Origin of the sequence: Caldalkalibacillus uzonensis (assembly GCF_030814135.1) — a bacterium.
Taxonomy (GTDB): Bacteria; Bacillota; Bacilli; order Caldalkalibacillales; family Caldalkalibacillaceae; genus Caldalkalibacillus; species Caldalkalibacillus uzonensis.
On the sequence record NZ_JAUSUQ010000001.1, the window covers coordinates 276,302 to 293,238 of the forward strand.

Here is a 16,937-nt window from a genome sequence, read left to right on the forward strand (position 1 = left end):
AAAGAAAAGGAACAAAATCCTTTTTAATCGCGATTTTGTTCCTCCATGCTGCGGGTGATTTGCTGCCACACGGTGCCTTCGGCTTTTTCACCCTTCTCAATGCGCTCCAGTGCCATCTTAGCCTGCAGACTGATCTCAAATTCGGGATCATTGAGGGCTTCCCTTAAAGCCGGGACAGCAGACTGATCCCCCACTTCATACAAAAAGCGGGCAGCCCGCCACCGTACAAGTTTATTACTGTCGTTTAAGGCCTCAATCATGTGCTCTGTCGCCTCAGGATCGCCAATATCAGACAGGGCATCTCCTGCCGTACGGCGAACCACGGCTGATTTGTCTTTCAGTGCCCGGTAAAGCAGGGGCAAAACCTGTTTACTGCCGATTTCCCCCAAATAGGCAGTGGCCAGACGGCGAATAGACATGTTAGGATCATCAAGGGCCTTAGCCAGGACCGGAATGTCCTCTTCCGTTAACTCCAGCTGTTCCAGTGCCGCATAACGCTTTTTCCAATCGGGATCGTCCAGACGCTTTGCCGCTTCTAGAGCAGAGATGGTCTGTTCTCCTATTCCGCCGTCCCTATCCGCCACTGCTTGTTCAACCAAGCGCTCCAGACGTTCCTCATCATACGCGGCATTAATTTCTTCCACCACTTGCTCACCAATCTCGTCCAGATCCCCATAGCGTACGCCCTGTTCTTCCCACCTGCGGTCCGTAATAAGGTTGCTGACCGCTTTTTGTACCTTTAACGCAGCATCCATAAAGCGCTGAGGCAAGGCATACCGTTTTTCACGGGAGGGCGTGGTTAACTTGACCTGCATGGGTATGCCTTTGATTGTTTGGATATAGACTTGAGCCCCTCCAAATGTATCATCATCACTCAGCTGGGTTGATTCAATCATCGTTTCAACATCGATGGACTCATCCCCAAACACTTGCCGCACTTTGGGCAAGATCACCCGCCAGTCAGCTTTGGGATGGCGCTCAATGGCAATAAAGTCCTTAACTTGGTAAACACCCTTCATCCCGTCGATCTCCAGCAACTGGCCAATATGGTCCGGCGCTTGGCTCTTCGTATCGACTGAAAAATCATAGGACACCCCGTCAGGCAATGAGCTATCCAGGTTTAATTTCATCACATTGGGACTCGGCGTCGGCTCAATTGAGACAATGTTCACGCTAACGCCCCCTTTACGCTGTATGTGTTGATCATCCATGGTCCCGTGACCTTATCTCACCTGTCTCCATTCTTGCACAAACAGCGCGGCAAAATAGACGGTCGCCAGAATGATCATCACAATCATGCTGATATCGGTAAACGTGAGGCCGGCGCTTTCTTCACCGCCGCTGTTTCCTCCTCCGGCTGCAAGTAACAGTGCATCTTGGCCTCCTGTGCCCAGCTCAACAGCTCCTGCTGTCCAAGGTGCAGCCACCAAACAGATAGCCAAGGTTAAAATCACAATCCCTCTCAATTTCATCTTAAACCTCCTAATCATCCATACTGTACTTGATCTGAATCCTTATCCATTATAATACAATTAATCAGACTGTGTATACCAACATAATAAAAACCCACAAGTCGCATGGGACACAACTTATGGGTTCACCAAGTCCATCATCACCGCTTTTACTTCGTTTCACGGTGCAAGGTATGCCTTTTCAGACGGGGATTGTATTTTTTTAGTTCCAACCGCTCGGGATTGGTTCTTTTATTTTTGGTGGTGATATAATTGCGGTCGCCTGTTTCCGTGCAAGCAAGTGTGACTTTAACACGCATGTCTGGTTCCTCCTTTCCTCTGCTTGGGACACAAAGTTAATTCTACTTGAATCAAGTGTGAAAATCAAATCCTTTTTCACTTTTGAACAACGATGAAACGACAGGATGTCCGCCGCAGTTAACTTGCATATTTTGGTTCAAAATATGGGACACTCACACTAAAAGGATATCACAGGAGTTGAATCTTATGGCAAAAAAGCGGTATTATGTACACCCCAAAACCGCTGAAATTTTAGATGAGAAGGACCCGGCTACCTTTGCAGTCGAAATAGAAGCAACGGAGGAAGAGATGGTGGAACTGCGCAATCTGTTTATGGAATTGACTGAGGAGGACAGCGACACGTTTTTTGATGCCTTTTTCCCCTTCCAGCAGGAAGAAGCGATGACCGATAACGAGCAATATGAACAAGTGCTTAACCATATCTATGAAAAAATCTATGAGTTGGGCACACCGGAAACGAAGCAGCAGCTTGAAAATATGCAATTCATTAAACGACAGGCAGGATGGAGAACATGAAAACAGATGTGGTGATCATCGGTGCCGGTCTGGCCGGACTGAGCTGTGGTTTGGAACTGGCTGAAAAAGGACGGGATGTGGTTCTGTTTGAAGCCCGTGACTGGGTTGGCGGCCGGACCGCATCCTGGGACGAAAATGGGATGCTGGTGGAGTCCGGATTTCACCGCTACATCGGTTATTATCAAGCACTGCCCCACGTTCTGGCCAGGGCAGGTGTACAACTGAACGACATTATTTGGTGGGAAGAGCGGGTGGAAATACGAACCCCTCAGCACGAAGAGCCAGGTTTGTTCGGTATTGCGCCTGTTCACGGGCCTCTGAAAATGATTGCCAGTCTCATCGGTAATAACCATCTGCTTTCGCCCCTGGACAAGGCTTCGTTGATTCCGTTCTTTGTGGCAGGGTACACAGATTTCTTCCTCAACCCTAACAAGCTGGATTATATCAGTGTTTATGACTATGCCAAGAAATATGGCGTGCGGCGGGCAGCCATCGATTATCTGCTTGTTCCTTTCAGCACCGGTCTCTTCTTCCGGCCTGTCAAAGATTATTCAGCATTGGCGTTTTTCGGGTTATTTGCCCCTGGTTTGACACGCTTTTATAAGATGCGCATTGGTGCCTTTCTGGGCGGTATGACAGAAGTGATGTGTGCACCGATCGCCAGAGCGATTGAACGACGTGGCGGCAAAGTGTACACAGGGACGCCGGTACAGCGCTTGCTTGCAGAAAACGGCCAGGTCGTGGGCGTTATGCTCAAGGATGAAGCAGTGCGGGCCAATCAGGTGGTCCTGGCCACTTCCATGGACAAGGCGCAGCAATTGCTCAAGCCCCTTTTCAGTGAGCATCGCTGGTTTAAGCCGTTTTTAAACTTGCCGACCATGCCTGCCGTGACGATTCAGATCGACTTGGACCGCCCCGCTTTGCCTACAGACCGGACCACGTTCGGACCGGGGACATGTCTGGCCAGTTTCTCTGAACAGTCCCGCACCACTTTTAAACATGTGCCCGGGCGCTTATCCATTATCCTCACGCCACCAGAAAGATTTTTAAACATGCGCCCTGAAGAGGTGTTGGCTACTGTTGTCCAGGATGCGAAGAAGCTGGGCATGGACATCAAACCGCACATCCGTGATTTCAGAGTCATTTCCCATCACGCTGATTTTTACAGCTTTTCACCTACAGGGTATCATCAACAGCGGCCGGGCCAGCAAACACCTGTTCAAGGCTTAAAGCTGGCCGGAGATTACACCAAACAACCTTATTTTGCCACCATGGAAGGGGCTGTTGTCTCAGGATTGGACGCAGCCAAAGCGATTCTAGAAGGACGTTAAACAGCCCCAAACAAGGTTCGTTTGCCTCAGAAATGCTGAGCTTATCGAATCCCTCTCTTAGTCATCAGCTGTCTTACATTTTCTTTTGGCTCCCAGCAGTTAAATTGATAAGCTGGTTTTGTTTCATAACCCAGGCGGGCACAGCGGTAGGTGATATGGCTGTGCCCTTTTTCCACTTTAAAATGAATACATGTGGCACAACAATGAAAATCCGCTCTTTTTGCCACTTACTCCCCTCCCAAACATAACACAGTTATGTTTCATTAGCCTGTCACCGTACTGATTGTGCGGAGATCTCTTGGACGGCTTTCTGGGCCAGTAAAATCAGGCCTTCAGAGAGCGTGGGGTGCACTTGGACCACACTGGCCAGATCGTAAACAGTCATATTTCCTTTCATGGCAATCGCTATCTGATGTATCAGCTCACCAGCCTCAACTCCGACAATATGGGCACCAATGATTTTGCCAGATTGCCGTTCAAACATCAGTTTGATAAACCCGTCTGTTTCACCCAGTAAAATGGCTGTGCCGTTATGTTTAAACGGGGTTTTCTGCACGATATAATCAATTCCTTTTTCCCGGGCCTGATCCTCCGTCAAACCAACGGTGGCCACCTGGGGGATGGTAAACACTGTGTGGGGAATCACAGTGTAGTCCACTTTTTCCCGGTTGCCCCTGAAAGCGTTACGAACAGCTAACTTGGCTTCATAGGATGCAACAGGCGTCAGCATCAAGCCCCCAATGCAATCGCCGGCGGCATAAACCCGTTCATTAACGGTTTGCAAATAGGGGTTAACCTTAACGCCATTTTCATCATAATCGATTCCGGCCTTGTCTAAGTCCAGGCCTTCAATGTCCGGTTTGCGGCCTGCCGCCATGACCACCTCGTCAGCCTCAAGGGTATGGCCTTCCCCCTCTGTTTCAAAATGAACAACATAATGGTCACTCTCTTTGGTGATCTTGTGCACATTGGTGTTAGTCATCACGTCAATGCCTTTTTCTTCGGATATTTTGCGGATCTCCTCGGAGCTGTCTCGGTCCTGTCCTTTCAGGAGCACATTACCCCGTTGCAGGATTGTCACTTTCACACCGGCCGCATGGTAGATGTGAGCAAACTCCAGGCCGATTACCCCTCCGCCAATGATCACCAGTGATTCAGGGAGCTCTGGTAACGTTAACAGTTCACGATTTGTTTTGGCATATTCAGTGCCCTCAATAGGCGGCATGTTAGGCCGAGAGCCGACACCGATCAAGATCTTGTCGGCTGTGTATGTTTTACTACCCACCTGAAGTGTTTGGCCATCAATAAATTTGGCCTCTCCATAAACGAGATCAACCCCCTGTTTGGACAAATAGGGTTCCTTGCCTCCTACAAACTTGCCAATCCACTCATCTTTGCTTTGCATGACTTTTTGCCAGTTAAGCCGCTTTTGCTTCACCTCTGCTCCAAAAACTTCAGCTTTATTCACGGTCTCCCACACTTCCATGGCTCTAACCAGAGCCTTTTTGGGCATTCATCCCCAGTTAAGGCAGGTGCCGCCTATTTTCTCCTTTTCAACCATCAGGATGCGTTCAACACCCAGCTGTTTGGCCGCTTGCAAACCGTCAAAGCTGACACTGCCGCCGCCAATTAAAATCAGTTCGTAATGGTTGTTTGCCATCAGCTACACTCCCTTTCAGCGTCCATTGCCAGACATATGAAGATATTTCTCTTTCTCACTGATTTTAAACAACTGATTAATTTTCGCTCAATGATTTGACCCGTCTAATCTCCCGGCGGTGTGTGCCATCAGGCCCTTTCGGCGTTTCCAAGATAAAAGGCACGTCTTCCAAAAGGGGTGTTTCCAAGATAGCTTGAATGGTGCTCAATCCAATTTTCCCCTGGCCAATATTGGCATGTCTGTCCCGATAAGATTGCACGGGATAAACGGAATCATTAAAGTGCACGGCGTAAAGATGTTCAAAATAACCGAGAGCTTCACCCTGTTTGAGCAGGTCATGCCAATTATGGGAGGTCAATAACCCGCTGGCAAAGGCGTGGCAAGTATCAAAGCAAAAACCGATTTTATGGGGAAAATCGGTGAGTGACCTAATACGGACCAGCTCCTCCAATGTCATTCCCATCTTCCCCTTCTGCCCGGCTTGGTTTTCCAAGAGAAGCATCGCGTCGCCTTCCCACTGATCCAGAATAGTATTTAAGGTTTCTATAATGAGCCGGTAACCCTCTAAGGGATCATCTCCTTTGAACCATCCAAAATGAACGACCACACCGATGGAGCCACAGTGCTGGGCAATATCCAGGTCATTTAATACCGACTTGATGATCATTCTTCTTTTTGTGACATCCGGAGCAGCCAGATTGAGCGGATAAGGGGCATGGGCAATTGACTTGAGCTTGTGCTGCTGGCAATAATCCGCACAAGCTCGGGCATCCTGTTGATCATAGTGTTTAACAGACAGCTGCCGTGGATTTTTGGGAAAGTACTGAAAAGCCCGGGCCCCGATATGGAGGGCTTGTCTGGCTGCAGCCAGATACCCTTTAGCGATGCTGACATGACAGCCGATATATTTAGCCATGGGTGCCAGTCCTTTTGCTGATCTTTACTTTCTTTATCATTCCCCCGTTTAGATGGGATCACTCACCTTAAACAAGCGTTTAATCTTGGCCTCAATCAACAAGTTCGAAGGTTTCAGTAACCTCAATGCTGTTTATGACGGACTGAACCATGGAACAGTTTTTACGGGTCAGGGCCAATGCTTTCTCAATTTTTTTCTGATCCAAATTTTTGCCTTTGATCACAAAATGAATGTGAATTTTTTCAATTTCCTGTGCACCATCTTCCTTGCGGGTCACTTCTGCTGATAAAGTGATATCCTCAATCTCCATGCGCTGTTTCTGTAGAATTTTGCGTAAAACACCTCCGCTACAGACGGCCACAGCTGAAACCAGCAGTTGATAAGGCCGAAAACCATAGCGGGCATCACTTGATACATGCAGCTGGCCATAGGGCAAATCGGTGATAAAGCCATTCTCTTTCGCTTGATAGGTCAGTGTTTCTTTCATCTTCAAACCTCCCAACAGGTTTATGCAAAGTGTGATATTTTCATCTTAACATGAAAACCGCCGCAATCCATAACCGGAGCGACGGTTTCTCAGCAATATGGCAAACATTATTCTTTTTTAAGCATGATGAACAAAAGAGGTGGAAATCATACTCTACATCACATCCTGGGCCGCGGCACTTGCGGAACAGGGCGCTGGGCAATGGGCGGGCTGGGAACCATGGGCGGAATATATTCAATCGGTTCATCAAACTCAACGTAATCCAGGTTGACCATCAGTAGTAAATAACTTTTGCCGGTTTCGGGATCGCTGATAATGATATGGTCACGGCCAGCTTCTTCAATCCGGCCCGTGTACACCTGGGCAGGCCATTCCGGATTGTTTTCATAAGTGAAGTACAGCCGGGCCATTTTACCCCGGTTAAAGCGCAAAATATTTTCGATGTAAGATACTTCCAAAGGAAGGAATCCTTCAGGGGTTAAAAACGGCCATGTTATCTGCGGAACCTGGGGAACTTGCTGCCGGTTCATGCTTTCTGCAGGTGCCGGGTTCCCCCACTGTTCTTGACCATAGGGATTGTGGTGAGCACTTGTGGGATGAGGGAAATAGGGTGTGTGATAGGGTGAACCTTGATAATACATCAGCATACCTCCTCTACGCTAATACGTTCTATACACATCAGGACATTCGGATTGGGTGGGACTGTAAAAACAATGGGATTTGTAGCGGCCGGCATTCCACTGTCCCCACCATTGCGCGGGACAGGCACCCTCTGGCCGGAAAAACCATAGTGAAAATTCTGCAGGACGGAAACGCTCGCCATTAATACAGCGCTGAGCCAAACGGATCTCCTTTTCCCGGGCTCTCTGGTAAAAGTATGGGTAGTGCACGGCTTCAAATCCGCCGGGGGATTGCCAAACCATTCTCTCGATTGAGTTAATATCCACAAAGTCAAGGCAACGCACGCGTACCCGGTTGACACCTACGTTACCCACCATTAACATCCCCAGTTCACCGTCACCTTCAGCTTCAGCCCGCATCAATCGTGCCAAGAGCCTCACATCATTTGCATTTGCTTGAATAACCGCCATAGCCTCACCTCTCAATCATACCTCTCTACCAATATATGATTAACGCCTAAATTGGTTCAACATAATTAAAAAAGCTGCATACGCAGCTTGAGTAAGTTGAGATAAGCTATCATTCATTTTTGTATGGAAAACATTTGTCCCAATTCTTTTGAGCGCTGAGTCGCTTGCCGGATACATTCACGCACCGCTTGTTCAAACTGATAACTCCTCAGGGTGTCCAATCCCCTGGCTGTCGTCCCGTTCGGACTTGTCACTTTTTCCCGCAGAACTGCAGGATCTTCACCTGTTTCACTCAGCATGGTCGCCGCCCCCAAAACCGTTTGCAAGGTGAGCTTGCGGGCATCTTCGTAGCTTAAGCCCACATCCATGCCCCCCTTAATCATCGCTTCAACCAGATAATAAACATAAGCCGGGCCACTGCCGGATAAACCGGTAATCGCATCCAATTTTTCTTCTTCTGTTATAAAAACAAGTCCAATGGATTCAAAGATGGTGCGTGCCAGCCGGACATGTTCATCGCGGACGTGATCCCCCAGGCACATGCCGGTTGCTGACAAGCCCACAATAGCAGATGTATTGGGCATGGTTCGAATAACAGGAGCAGCATGGCCAAGGAAATGGGATATGGTGGCCGTTGAAACACCGGCCACTACAGACAAAAATAATTGGTCAGGACGGGTCCATTCCCTGATATCAAGCAAGGCCTTCTCTATATCTTTTGGCTTCATGGCTAATATTAAGATATCAGCTTGCTGAATTGAGCTGTACGTTTGTGTCCGGTCAGCAACAACGCCAAAATTATAAACCAATTCATCAAGACGGAACCGGTCCTCTTTGTTTGTGACCGTGATTTGTCCGGGCTTGACAATCTTATGATCTAACAGGCCGCTTAAGATGGCCTCGGCCATGGCACCTGCCCCGACAAAACAAATTTTTTTATTTTCGATCAAGATTTTCAACCTCCACTCCTGAGTTATAGAATACCTATTGTATTATTCGACTTTAATGGTATATGATAATTCTGTCAACTTTTTCGGTAAAAATCAAAGGAATTTTAACGGAAGGAGATATTTTTAGTGCGTTCTTTTTTACAGCGTAAAGGAATTGATCTGTCTTTAAAAACATACGTCATTACGGGTTTATCCTACACAGCACTGGGCCTTTTTTCTTCCCTTATCATCGGATTAATTATCCGTACCGCCGGTCAGCAACTGGGCATTTCCTTTTTGACAGACATGGGCCAATTAGCGATGGATCTGACAGGCCCGGCCATCGGCGTGGCGGTGGCCTATGGTTTAAACGCCCCTCCCCTGGTCTTATTTGCTGCAGCGATCTGCGGCGCAGCCGGCATGCCGCTTGGCGGCCCTGCCGGAGCCTATGTGGCAGCGCTCATCGGGACAGAGTTGGGCAAGCTGGTCTCTAAGTCAACCCGGTTGGACATTATTATAACCCCATTAACCACTATCCTGGCAGGGTATGTGACGGCGTTTTACATCGGCCCCTATTTGGATCTGGCCTTACGTTCCTTTGGAGAAATGATTAACTGGTCTGTGGGGCAACAGCCGTTTGTGATGGGAATCTTGGTGGCTGTGTTGATGGGCCTGGCGTTGACAGCCCCTATTTCCAGCGCAGCCATTGCCATTATGCTTGGGTTGGAAGGATTGGCCGCCGGGGCAGCCACTGTGGGATGTGCAGCCCAAATGATTGGCTTTGCCACCTGCAGTTACAGAGACAACGGCATCGGCGGCTGGCTGGCCCAAGGGTTAGGCACCTCCATGTTACAGATTGCCAACATCATACGCAACCCATTTATCCTGCTGCCCCCCACATTAGCCGGTGCTATCTTGGCCCCGGTGGCCACCTTGTGGTGGGAAATGGAGAACGTCAAGGAAGGGGCCGGGATGGGCACCAGCGGCCTGGTAGGTCAAATCATGACTTTCACGGCAATGGGTTTTACCTGGGATGTCTTCTTTAAAGTTATGGTGCTTCATTTTATTGGGCCTGCTGTGATCAGCCTGGTTATTGCCGCATTTTTACGCCACAAAGGATTAATTAAACCGGGAGACATGAAAATAGAATACTGACAACATGACAAATAACGCTAAAAAGTGCCGAAAAGATTGTCTAAGCAGATAGAGTGAAGGCGCTTTTTGCGCTTCCCCAGGAAATGAAAATATTCTGACGTATATTTTCCAGGCTGGGTTGTTAATCCTAATGGATGGGTGATCAAATGATGAAACAGCTCTTTCATATTGATGAGGTATTGGATTTGATTGACCAATCACTCTCTAACTACCACAGAGACCGCGACAAAATGACATCACTGACAGAACATGTCCATCACCAGGCTGCGATTGATGCCTTGCTGATTCTGAAATCCCAAATTAAGCTTCGTTCCAGAATGAGCTAAGCACAAAATGGCTTTTCCTTGAACGGGAAAGGCCATTTTTATTTGCTCAGCAGCATGTACAGGATGAAAATGTCTTACCACTCGTATAGATGAGGGCTGATTGTAAACACTAATCATTGTAAGCTTCACAGCACAATTTCAGCTCAGAAAACATATCCGGACAGAAAGGAGAACAACAAAATGACACGCTTGTTAAAGCGGATGTCCAAAAAAGTGGCCGACTTGCTTTACGCCCTGTACGAGTATGAGTATAGGATTGACTGACAAACACCAGTCCATAAGGAAGCGCTTTGTTGATCATCCTATAGTAACTGCAAAGTATCTGGCTGGACACTGACCTGAATCGGTGTCTCGCCTACAATTTCTCCATCCCCATGGACAACCAGAGGTGACGCAGACGTTACCTCTATTTTTTTACCATAATAAAAATCAATTCCCGGTTTGGATACATGCCTGCCGCTAAACACCAATGGCAACAGGCGCAACAACTGCCAGCGGGACAAGTTGTGAACGATGCACACATCGAGGCGGCCGTCATTATATTTCGCTTGGGGGCAAATGGCCATCCCCCCTGCGTAAAATGGCATATTGGCGACAGCAATCAGCCAGACATTGCTGAAGCAATGTTTTTTTCCATCAATTGTAATTTCCACATCAACCGGTTGATACTTGCCCAGTACTTGCAGTAAACTAAAAATATAACAGAGTCGGCCAAGTTTAACCCGATTCAGCCATTTTTTCACCTTGGACTCGTTGGCTGTTTTAGCGATTTGCCCGTCAAACCCAATCCCTACCACAGTGAGGCATGTTCTGTGGCCGATGCGCACAATATCAATCCTTTGCTGTTGTGTTTCCCTGGAGTGGGTGCGGCGTTTCAGTATGCGTTCCAAAGCCAGTTCCACTTTCGTTTCTCCCAAAAGTCCCCGTAAGAAATCGTTACCAGAACCTGCCGGAATACAGCCGAAAGGAATGGGATGGTCAATCAATCCATTAACCACCTCCTGAATCGTCCCGTCACCTCCAACTGCAATAACGCCATCAATATTCGCTTGTTTACTTTGCTTGGCTTCCTCTTTCAATTGTTGTTCGTATTCTGTTATGAGCTGCTGCACGATGCTGGTGGCATGTCCCGGTTTCTCAGTGAAAAAAACTTTGTGGGGTACAGATTCATGATTAAGTTTGGCAGCAATACGTTTCCATACCCTTCCGCCCCGTCCGTGGCCTGATGTCTGGTTGACGATAAAGTAATACATATCATCACCTTTCTCCTGCTTGATGTGTCTTTAGTATGCCACAAAGTGAAATAATGAATAATTAACAGCCGGACGGTTACATTAATAGTAATGTTAAATTATACCAAGCTAGGAGGTCACTGCATGAGGAACTTTAGTATTGTCGGAACCTACCGCAGTCATTTTATGGACTGGTTTAAAGACGGTATCAAATCCCAATTTATACACAAGGGTTATACATATTTGGACTTGCCCTTAAACGATATTAAGCTGGTGTTCAACCTGGTGGACCCGGAACGTCCCCGTCCTTTCCGCCGCCAGGCCCAGGCCACCTTTGTTGTTTCCGTTTTGGAACTAGAAGATCACAACGGGGATATGTTTAAAAGCGCTTATCCTTATCTGATTCGCACACTGGCTAATCACCTGATTTGCATTGCCCACGGCCAAGACCAGATTAAGGTCTATTTTATAACTCCTGAACAAGGGTGTTACTGTCTGACTTACACTTTTGGTGAAGAAAAACAATTATTTCAATCGGTCTACCAGCGCCTGGAACCTTTAGCTTCTTCCAACCTAGTCATTGACAATTATTTTGAGCCGGATTTGCCTCAAACGTTATGGGATGGTGACCAAGTCACCCAGCAGATATACGAAGCGGGCAAAAAACTGGACGAGCTGAACTTGCTGCCTACTCCTTTTCCCATTCAAGAGTATCTTTCAGAACGGGACCTGCGCCATCTGCAAAAATTGTACGGGATTGGGGGGCTGAGTTACGGCAATTTAAGCAGCAGGCGTGATGAACATACCTTCTGGATGAGTGCCAGCGGGGTCAATAAGGCCAATTTGAGAACGGTCGGCCAGGATATTCTGCTGATCAAGGGTTATGATCAGGAGCGTAACGGAATGCTCATCAGTGTACCTCCCCAGATTCAGCCTAAACGGGCCTCAGTGGATGCGATAGAACATTGGATGATCTACCGCCAGCACCCTGAAGTGGGGGCGATTGTCCATATCCATGCTTGGATGGATGGGGTAAAAGCCACTGAAATCAATTACCCCTGCGGGACGATTGAACTGGCCAAAACGGTGGCCCAACTGGTGCAGGAATCGGAAAACCCTGCCCAGACAGTCATCGGCCTCAAAAATCACGGCCTGACCATCACAGGCAGAGATTTGAATGATATCTTTGAACGAATCGAAGGACGCATCATCCCCCAAGTACCTATGACATAAATGCCGGTCACTTAAGTTCTGATCCACTCGATCAACCGGTTAATCCACTTGATGACAAAAGGAACAGGATGAAGGGGCTCCTGCGTTTCCCCATGTGGAATCGATTCAGGTGTCCCGTTTTGTTGTGCATCAGGATCCACAATGGATTTTCCTTTGCTCAGGTGATCCAAAGCTTGATAAACGTTGATCTGGCCATAGCCGTAATAGGGATCATGACCAGGTGGGCCAAGATCATCCGCCGTCTGGCGTATTAAATTCATCACTTCCCGGTTGGAAAGTTCGGGGTGAAGGGAGCGGATCAAGCCGGCTAATCCGGCCACATGGGGGGCAGCCATCGATGTTCCGGACATAAACACATACTGGTCATTAACAAATGTACTGGGGATGTGTTCACCTGGTGCAGCAACATCCATGTAATCCCCATAGTTGGAGAAAACAGCTTTTTCCTCTAGATGATCCACTGCCGAGACAGCCAATACCTCCGGATAGGCAGCCGGATACATGGGAACATCCACATTGTCATTGCCTGCTGCAGCAACAAGAACAACGTCGTGTTCATAAGCATAGCGGATAGCATCATAAAGCAAATCAGAATGCTCCTCATCACCCAGACTCATATTAATCACTTTTGCCCCGTGATCAGTGGCCCATATAATCCCGTTAATCAGCTCAAACAGGCCACCTTCCCCCTTTTCATTCAACACTTTAACGGGCATAATCGTATTGTGCCAGGAAACTCCGGCAATACCGGTCAAATTATTGGTCACGGCTGCAGCAATACCAGCCACATGTGTCCCGTGGCCATGCTGGTCTTGAAAATCATCATTTTCCTCAATCACATTAAAGCCGTCCACTAGCTTTGCCGCTAAATCCTGATGGTGTTCCTCAACTCCGGTATCCAGTACAGCAATAGTCACATTTTCTGCCCCCTCAGTGATATCCCAGCCGGCCTCAGCCTTAATTTGAGACAAATTCCATTGATACGGGGCAAAAAATTCATCATTGGGCACATTACCCGCTGCCTGTTCTTGCTTGGTATAAATATAGTTGGGCTCTACTTTCTGCACGTGGGGGTCTGTTTGCAAATATTGAATCAGATCAGCTGTGGACTGTTCAGGATGCCGCAACACACAATAAGCATCAAAACGTTTCAGGACATTAAACTGCTGATGATGAACGAGCCAATTGTCTGCTGCTTCTTTACTGGCAAATTTGACAAGCACTTCCCCTTCCCGATAATGCTCCTCCATGTCCTGGCTGTCGCTTTCCTGGGATTGAACAACAATCGTCCAGCCCACTTCCGGTACCGACTGCTCGTTTTTCATATTCGTTTGTTGCTTGTCTTTCACTTGAACGTCCGTTTGTTCCCCGCCAATAAAAAAGTGTCCATTGGCGTCAGCTACCGAAGCCATGTCACCAATAAAATCCTTAATAAAAGCTAAATCCACTTCACCTACAAACCATTGCTTGTGATCATCATCTTGGCGGGCAATCAGCATGAATGGTTTCTCCCCAGAGGTGTAAGGATCGGAGTATATTAAGGATTGATCCTTTTTTGTTTTCAAGTCAAGCACAGCAAATGGATCATCTGGAAAATGAGCTGTCTGCATGACAACACGATTATCTTTAATTAAAGCAAAGGAATTAAAGTGGGGATGATCATTGATTTCCTGTTCAAATTCTTTGGTCAGTGTTTGTCCGGAAAAATCCAATTTGGCCCACTCTTCCAGTTGTTTGGCCAGCTGCTGAATAAACAAGGAAGATGTTAAAGCCAAGTCCTCCGCCAAAATGCCATCCCTCTCACTCTGCTTGATTTGAGGTTGTATCTCTTCTTCAGCCAGGTTGCCTTCATCATCACCCAGCCACAAAACAATGGAGGTAGAGAGAAGCAGTATCACGCCCAAAAGATAGAGTAAACGTTTTGGCACTTGCATAAAGGCACTCCCTTTTACTTGATCTAAAACCCTGATCCGCTTTGTACATATGGTGTGCCTTTTTGAATAAAATCTTACATCCACAAGGATAGAAAAAAACCTGCCCGCTTAGGGACAGGGAATACAGTTTCAATGAAAAGTCATTTATTTATGGCAAAAAGTTAAATGGTGGACAGCATGATACCGATACACATCAATGATAAATAGGCTAAAGAGTACACAAAATTGATCCGGGCCCATAAAATATCCTTTTTAATATAGAAGCCGGCCAGGGCCAGCGCCAACCAGGCTAAGCCCAGAACCAAAGCAAGCCACACATAACTCCAGCCAACGTTGGTCACCAGGTAAAGATACAAGCTAGTGGGAATCAAGGCTGCCACCCATAAGACGATCTGCTGTTTCGTCACTCCAAACCCTTTGACAACCGGCAACATGGGGATGCCTGCTGCCCGGTAATCCTCACAGCGTCTCATGGCCAGCGCCAAGAAATGGGGTGGTTGCCAGACAAACATGAAAGCAAAGAAAACCCATGCACCGGGATCAAGGCTGCCGGTGACTGCCGTCCAGCCGATCACTGGCGGCATGGCCCCTGCCACACCGCCCACAACAGTGTTCAGATGGTGTGTCCGTTTAAGCCACATCGTATAGACAACGACATAGAAAAACAGTCCAATTAAGGCCATCATAGTCGCTACCCAGTTGACAAACAACAGCAGCACTGTTCCCAAAACGGCCAGAATGTAACCCATTATCAGCACATTTTTCGGATCCAGACGCCCTTCAGCCAATGCTCTGTTTTTGGTGCGCAACATTTTTTGGTCGATATCACGGTCAATAAAATTGTTTAAACAGGTTCCTGAGGCAATAATCAGTGCTGTTCCCAATAAAGTGAGCAAAATGAGGGCCAGTGAAAGCTGACTGAACCCCACAAATCCGCCTGCAGCCAGCCACATGCCCGTCAGGACGGTCAGCAGGTTGCCCAAAATGATCCCTACCTTGGTTACCGTCACATAATCTTTCCATGTACCGGATAATTTGCGATCCGCTAGAGGACCCGGCTCCATCACATGGCGAGAGATATACTCTTTTTTTACACTTTTTACAGCTTTATCCATGATAAATCCTCCAAATCCGAATTAACGTGATCTGATTGATATACGTTAGACATTTTCGTTATTGCTAAGATTATTATAAAATAAGGAATAGCAGTCATTCCTCTACAAATTGTGACAATCAGGTGAATTAAAAAGTGAAGCTCTAACATTTATCCACTTTTGCTTTATAATGTGTTTAGCACTATGCCCTAAGTTTACACCATTATGACCTGGCAGTAAACATCAATCGGGATTCTGTACCGGATACAGGCTCATAAAGACAGAGAACAGGTGATTCAGTGATGAACAAGCTATTAAAAATCCTTGGCATTTTAGCAACCGTAGGTATTATCCTTGTGATTTTAGCAGGGGTTGTTGTGACCAAGACCGGTTCCGGTGATGGATGTGGGCCAAACTGGCCGCTTTGTCATGGACAACTTTTTCCCTCAGAACCAACCTTTGAGACTGTTGTGGAATATACGCACCGTTTAGTCACAGGCATTGCGGGAATCACTATTTTTATTTTTACCATTTTAACTGCTGTTGTTTACCGTAAGCACAAGGAAGTTTTATTGGTAGCAGCGGCAGCCATTTTCTTTTTGCTTTTACAGTCAGTTCTGGGGGCCCTTGCTGTTGTCTACGGGCAGTCATCAGCAGTCATGGCTTTGCATTTCGGTTTTTCTCTATTGTCCTATGCCACGTTGTACGTCTTACTGTGTTATGTTTTTCATTTAGGCAAACGGGACCGTCTGCCTTCAGCCCGCTTTTCTCCGGCCGTTAAATACGGAGCGTTATTTTTATTCGTGTTCAGTTATATCGTGGTTTACTTAGGTGCCTTTGTGACGCATACGGGCTCAAGTATGGGCTGTCAGGGATGGCCGTTATGTAATGGTCAGCTGATCCCTGCAGATCTCAGCGGACAAACTGGAGTACAGTATCTGCACCGGGTGGCCGCGTTTGGCTTGTTGTTGGCATTTAGCTGGTTTATGTACCTGGTTCGCCGCAACTGGCGCCATAACCGGTTGTTGTTTAACTCTACGGTAGCCATGTTTTGGCTACTAGTGGCACAAATTGTGACCGGGGCAATTGTCATTTTTTCTGGTCTTGATCTATATGCCACCATTCTACACGCCTTCTTTATTACGCTCATGTTTGGGTTCCTAACTTATGTTGTCTTGTATGTCTTTCGCCGGGCCTAAGCATTAATTTAGCGCCCTCCCCTTTTGGTACATAGGGGCAGGGCGCTCTTTCAATTTTCACT

20 protein-coding genes are annotated in these 16,937 nt (G+C 47.3%); 6 read left to right on the top strand and 14 right to left on the bottom strand.

What is annotated here, in order from left to right:
- Window positions 1-23: 23 nt before the first annotated feature.
- The 3 genes from J2S00_RS01420 to rpmG all read right to left on the bottom strand — a co-directional run bounded on the left by J2S00_RS01420 (window position 24) and on the right by rpmG (window position 1,771).
- The gene (locus tag J2S00_RS01420; protein ID WP_307334681.1) at window positions 24-1,172 is read right to left on the bottom strand and encodes a conserved virulence factor C family protein; all 1,149 of its coding nucleotides are present in this window, start codon (window positions 1,170-1,172) and stop codon (window positions 24-26) included.
- Window positions 1,173-1,223: 51 nt separating this feature from the next.
- Window positions 1,224-1,472: a hypothetical protein gene (locus J2S00_RS01425; RefSeq protein ID WP_307334683.1), complete on the bottom strand. Its 249-nt coding sequence runs from the start codon at window positions 1,470-1,472 to the stop codon at window positions 1,224-1,226.
- A gap of 149 nt (window positions 1,473-1,621) precedes the next feature.
- Window positions 1,622-1,771: a 50S ribosomal protein L33 gene (gene rpmG, locus J2S00_RS01430; protein ID WP_307334685.1), complete on the bottom strand. Its 150-nt coding sequence runs from the start codon at window positions 1,769-1,771 to the stop codon at window positions 1,622-1,624.
- A gap of 187 nt (window positions 1,772-1,958) precedes the next feature.
- Between rpmG and J2S00_RS01435 the strand changes: the two genes are divergently transcribed.
- Both J2S00_RS01435 and J2S00_RS01440 read left to right on the top strand, forming a co-directional pair.
- On the top strand, window positions 1,959-2,288 hold the full coding sequence (locus J2S00_RS01435; RefSeq protein ID WP_307334686.1) for a hypothetical protein: 330 nt from the start codon (window positions 1,959-1,961) through the stop codon (window positions 2,286-2,288).
- Window positions 2,285-3,619, top strand: a complete 1,335-nt coding sequence (locus tag J2S00_RS01440; RefSeq protein ID WP_307334687.1) for a hydroxysqualene dehydroxylase — start codon at window positions 2,285-2,287, stop codon at window positions 3,617-3,619. Before J2S00_RS01435 ends, J2S00_RS01440 begins: the two co-directional genes overlap by 4 nt.
- 41 nt (window positions 3,620-3,660) lie before the next feature.
- Here J2S00_RS01440 and J2S00_RS01445 read toward each other — a convergent pair whose 3' ends face one another.
- The 8 genes from J2S00_RS01445 to proC form a co-directional block, all read right to left on the bottom strand.
- A complete protein-coding gene (locus J2S00_RS01445; protein ID WP_307334688.1) occupies window positions 3,661-3,846 on the bottom strand; it encodes a hypothetical protein in 186 nt (61 codons plus the stop codon).
- A gap of 44 nt (window positions 3,847-3,890) precedes the next feature.
- Window positions 3,891-5,132 carry a dihydrolipoyl dehydrogenase family protein gene (locus tag J2S00_RS01450; RefSeq protein WP_307334690.1) on the bottom strand — a complete coding sequence of 414 codons (1,242 nt, stop codon included), beginning with the start codon at window positions 5,130-5,132 and terminating at the stop codon, window positions 3,891-3,893.
- Window positions 5,133-5,279, bottom strand: a complete 147-nt coding sequence (locus J2S00_RS01455) for a hypothetical protein (protein ID WP_307334692.1) — start codon at window positions 5,277-5,279, stop codon at window positions 5,133-5,135.
- A gap of 76 nt (window positions 5,280-5,355) precedes the next feature.
- On the bottom strand, window positions 5,356-6,195 hold the full coding sequence (locus J2S00_RS01460) for a deoxyribonuclease IV (protein ID WP_307334694.1): 840 nt from the start codon (window positions 6,193-6,195) through the stop codon (window positions 5,356-5,358).
- A 91-nt stretch (window positions 6,196-6,286) separates the two neighbouring features.
- Window positions 6,287-6,682 (bottom strand): OsmC family protein, encoded by a 396-nt coding sequence (locus J2S00_RS01465; RefSeq protein WP_307334696.1) that lies wholly within the window; start codon window positions 6,680-6,682, stop codon window positions 6,287-6,289.
- 158 nt (window positions 6,683-6,840) lie between these two features.
- Window positions 6,841-7,323 carry a spore coat protein GerQ gene (gerQ, locus tag J2S00_RS01470; RefSeq protein ID WP_307334698.1) on the bottom strand — a complete coding sequence of 161 codons (483 nt, stop codon included), beginning with the start codon at window positions 7,321-7,323 and terminating at the stop codon, window positions 6,841-6,843.
- Between the two features lie 18 nt (window positions 7,324-7,341).
- Window positions 7,342-7,773, bottom strand: a complete 432-nt coding sequence (locus tag J2S00_RS01475) for a cell wall hydrolase (RefSeq protein ID WP_307334699.1) — start codon at window positions 7,771-7,773, stop codon at window positions 7,342-7,344.
- 113 nt (window positions 7,774-7,886) lie between these two features.
- A complete protein-coding gene (proC, locus tag J2S00_RS01480; protein WP_307334701.1) occupies window positions 7,887-8,723 on the bottom strand; it encodes a pyrroline-5-carboxylate reductase in 837 nt (278 codons plus the stop codon).
- Window positions 8,724-8,849: 126 nt separating this feature from the next.
- Between proC and J2S00_RS01485 the strand changes: the two genes are divergently transcribed.
- Both J2S00_RS01485 and J2S00_RS01490 read left to right on the top strand, forming a co-directional pair.
- Window positions 8,850-9,857 carry a PTS sugar transporter subunit IIC gene (locus J2S00_RS01485; RefSeq protein ID WP_307334702.1) on the top strand — a complete coding sequence of 336 codons (1,008 nt, stop codon included), beginning with the start codon at window positions 8,850-8,852 and terminating at the stop codon, window positions 9,855-9,857.
- A 149-nt stretch (window positions 9,858-10,006) separates the two neighbouring features.
- A complete protein-coding gene (locus tag J2S00_RS01490; RefSeq protein ID WP_307334704.1) occupies window positions 10,007-10,183 on the top strand; it encodes a hypothetical protein in 177 nt (58 codons plus the stop codon).
- 302 nt (window positions 10,184-10,485) lie between these two features.
- Here J2S00_RS01490 and J2S00_RS01495 read toward each other — a convergent pair whose 3' ends face one another.
- The gene (locus J2S00_RS01495) at window positions 10,486-11,436 is read right to left on the bottom strand and encodes a diacylglycerol/lipid kinase family protein (RefSeq protein ID WP_307334706.1); all 951 of its coding nucleotides are present in this window, start codon (window positions 11,434-11,436) and stop codon (window positions 10,486-10,488) included.
- A gap of 123 nt (window positions 11,437-11,559) precedes the next feature.
- On the opposite strand from J2S00_RS01495, the gene J2S00_RS01500 reads away from it, so the two are divergent.
- Window positions 11,560-12,648 (top strand): class II aldolase/adducin family protein, encoded by a 1,089-nt coding sequence (locus J2S00_RS01500; protein ID WP_307334708.1) that lies wholly within the window; start codon window positions 11,560-11,562, stop codon window positions 12,646-12,648.
- Between the two features lie 11 nt (window positions 12,649-12,659).
- Here J2S00_RS01500 and J2S00_RS01505 read toward each other — a convergent pair whose 3' ends face one another.
- Window positions 12,660-14,582, bottom strand: coding sequence for a S8 family peptidase (locus J2S00_RS01505; protein ID WP_307334710.1), 1,923 nt, complete (start codon window positions 14,580-14,582; stop codon window positions 12,660-12,662).
- Between the two features lie 161 nt (window positions 14,583-14,743).
- Entirely contained in the window at window positions 14,744-15,697 is a 954-nt protein-coding gene (gene cyoE, locus J2S00_RS01510; RefSeq protein WP_307334712.1) for a heme o synthase, read from the bottom strand.
- A 281-nt stretch (window positions 15,698-15,978) separates the two neighbouring features.
- Between cyoE and J2S00_RS01515 the strand changes: the two genes are divergently transcribed.
- Window positions 15,979-16,875, top strand: coding sequence for a COX15/CtaA family protein (locus tag J2S00_RS01515; protein WP_307334715.1), 897 nt, complete (start codon window positions 15,979-15,981; stop codon window positions 16,873-16,875).
- Window positions 16,876-16,937: the final 62 nt, after the last annotated feature.

Bases quoted from the DNA above. Each gene is read 5' to 3' on its own strand.
- J2S00_RS01425 (WP_307334683.1), bottom strand. From the start codon at position 1,472: ATGAAATTGAGAGGGATTGTGATTTTAACCTTGGCTATCTGTTTGGTG.
- rpmG (WP_307334685.1), bottom strand. From the start codon at position 1,771: ATGCGTGTTAAAGTCACACTTGCTTGCACGGAAACAGGCGACCGCAAT.
- J2S00_RS01435 (WP_307334686.1), top strand. From the start codon at position 1,959: ATGGCAAAAAAGCGGTATTATGTACACCCCAAAACCGCTGAAATTTTA.
- J2S00_RS01440 (WP_307334687.1), top strand. From the start codon at position 2,285: ATGAAAACAGATGTGGTGATCATCGGTGCCGGTCTGGCCGGACTGAGC.
- J2S00_RS01450 (WP_307334690.1), bottom strand. From the start codon at position 5,132: ATGCCCAAAAAGGCTCTGGTTAGAGCCATGGAAGTGTGGGAGACCGTG.
- J2S00_RS01455 (WP_307334692.1), bottom strand. From the start codon at position 5,279: ATGGCAAACAACCATTACGAACTGATTTTAATTGGCGGCGGCAGTGTC.
- J2S00_RS01460 (WP_307334694.1), bottom strand. From the start codon at position 6,195: ATGGCTAAATATATCGGCTGTCATGTCAGCATCGCTAAAGGGTATCTG.
- J2S00_RS01465 (WP_307334696.1), bottom strand. From the start codon at position 6,682: ATGAAAGAAACACTGACCTATCAAGCGAAAGAGAATGGCTTTATCACC.
- gerQ (WP_307334698.1), bottom strand. From the start codon at position 7,323: ATGTATTATCAAGGTTCACCCTATCACACACCCTATTTCCCTCATCCC.
- J2S00_RS01475 (WP_307334699.1), bottom strand. From the start codon at position 7,773: ATGGCGGTTATTCAAGCAAATGCAAATGATGTGAGGCTCTTGGCACGA.
- J2S00_RS01490 (WP_307334704.1), top strand. From the start codon at position 10,007: ATGAAACAGCTCTTTCATATTGATGAGGTATTGGATTTGATTGACCAA.
- J2S00_RS01495 (WP_307334706.1), bottom strand. From the start codon at position 11,436: ATGTATTACTTTATCGTCAACCAGACATCAGGCCACGGACGGGGCGGA.
- J2S00_RS01500 (WP_307334708.1), top strand. From the start codon at position 11,560: ATGAGGAACTTTAGTATTGTCGGAACCTACCGCAGTCATTTTATGGAC.
- J2S00_RS01505 (WP_307334710.1), bottom strand. From the start codon at position 14,582: ATGCAAGTGCCAAAACGTTTACTCTATCTTTTGGGCGTGATACTGCTT.
- cyoE (WP_307334712.1), bottom strand. From the start codon at position 15,697: ATGGATAAAGCTGTAAAAAGTGTAAAAAAAGAGTATATCTCTCGCCAT.
- J2S00_RS01515 (WP_307334715.1), top strand. From the start codon at position 15,979: ATGAACAAGCTATTAAAAATCCTTGGCATTTTAGCAACCGTAGGTATT.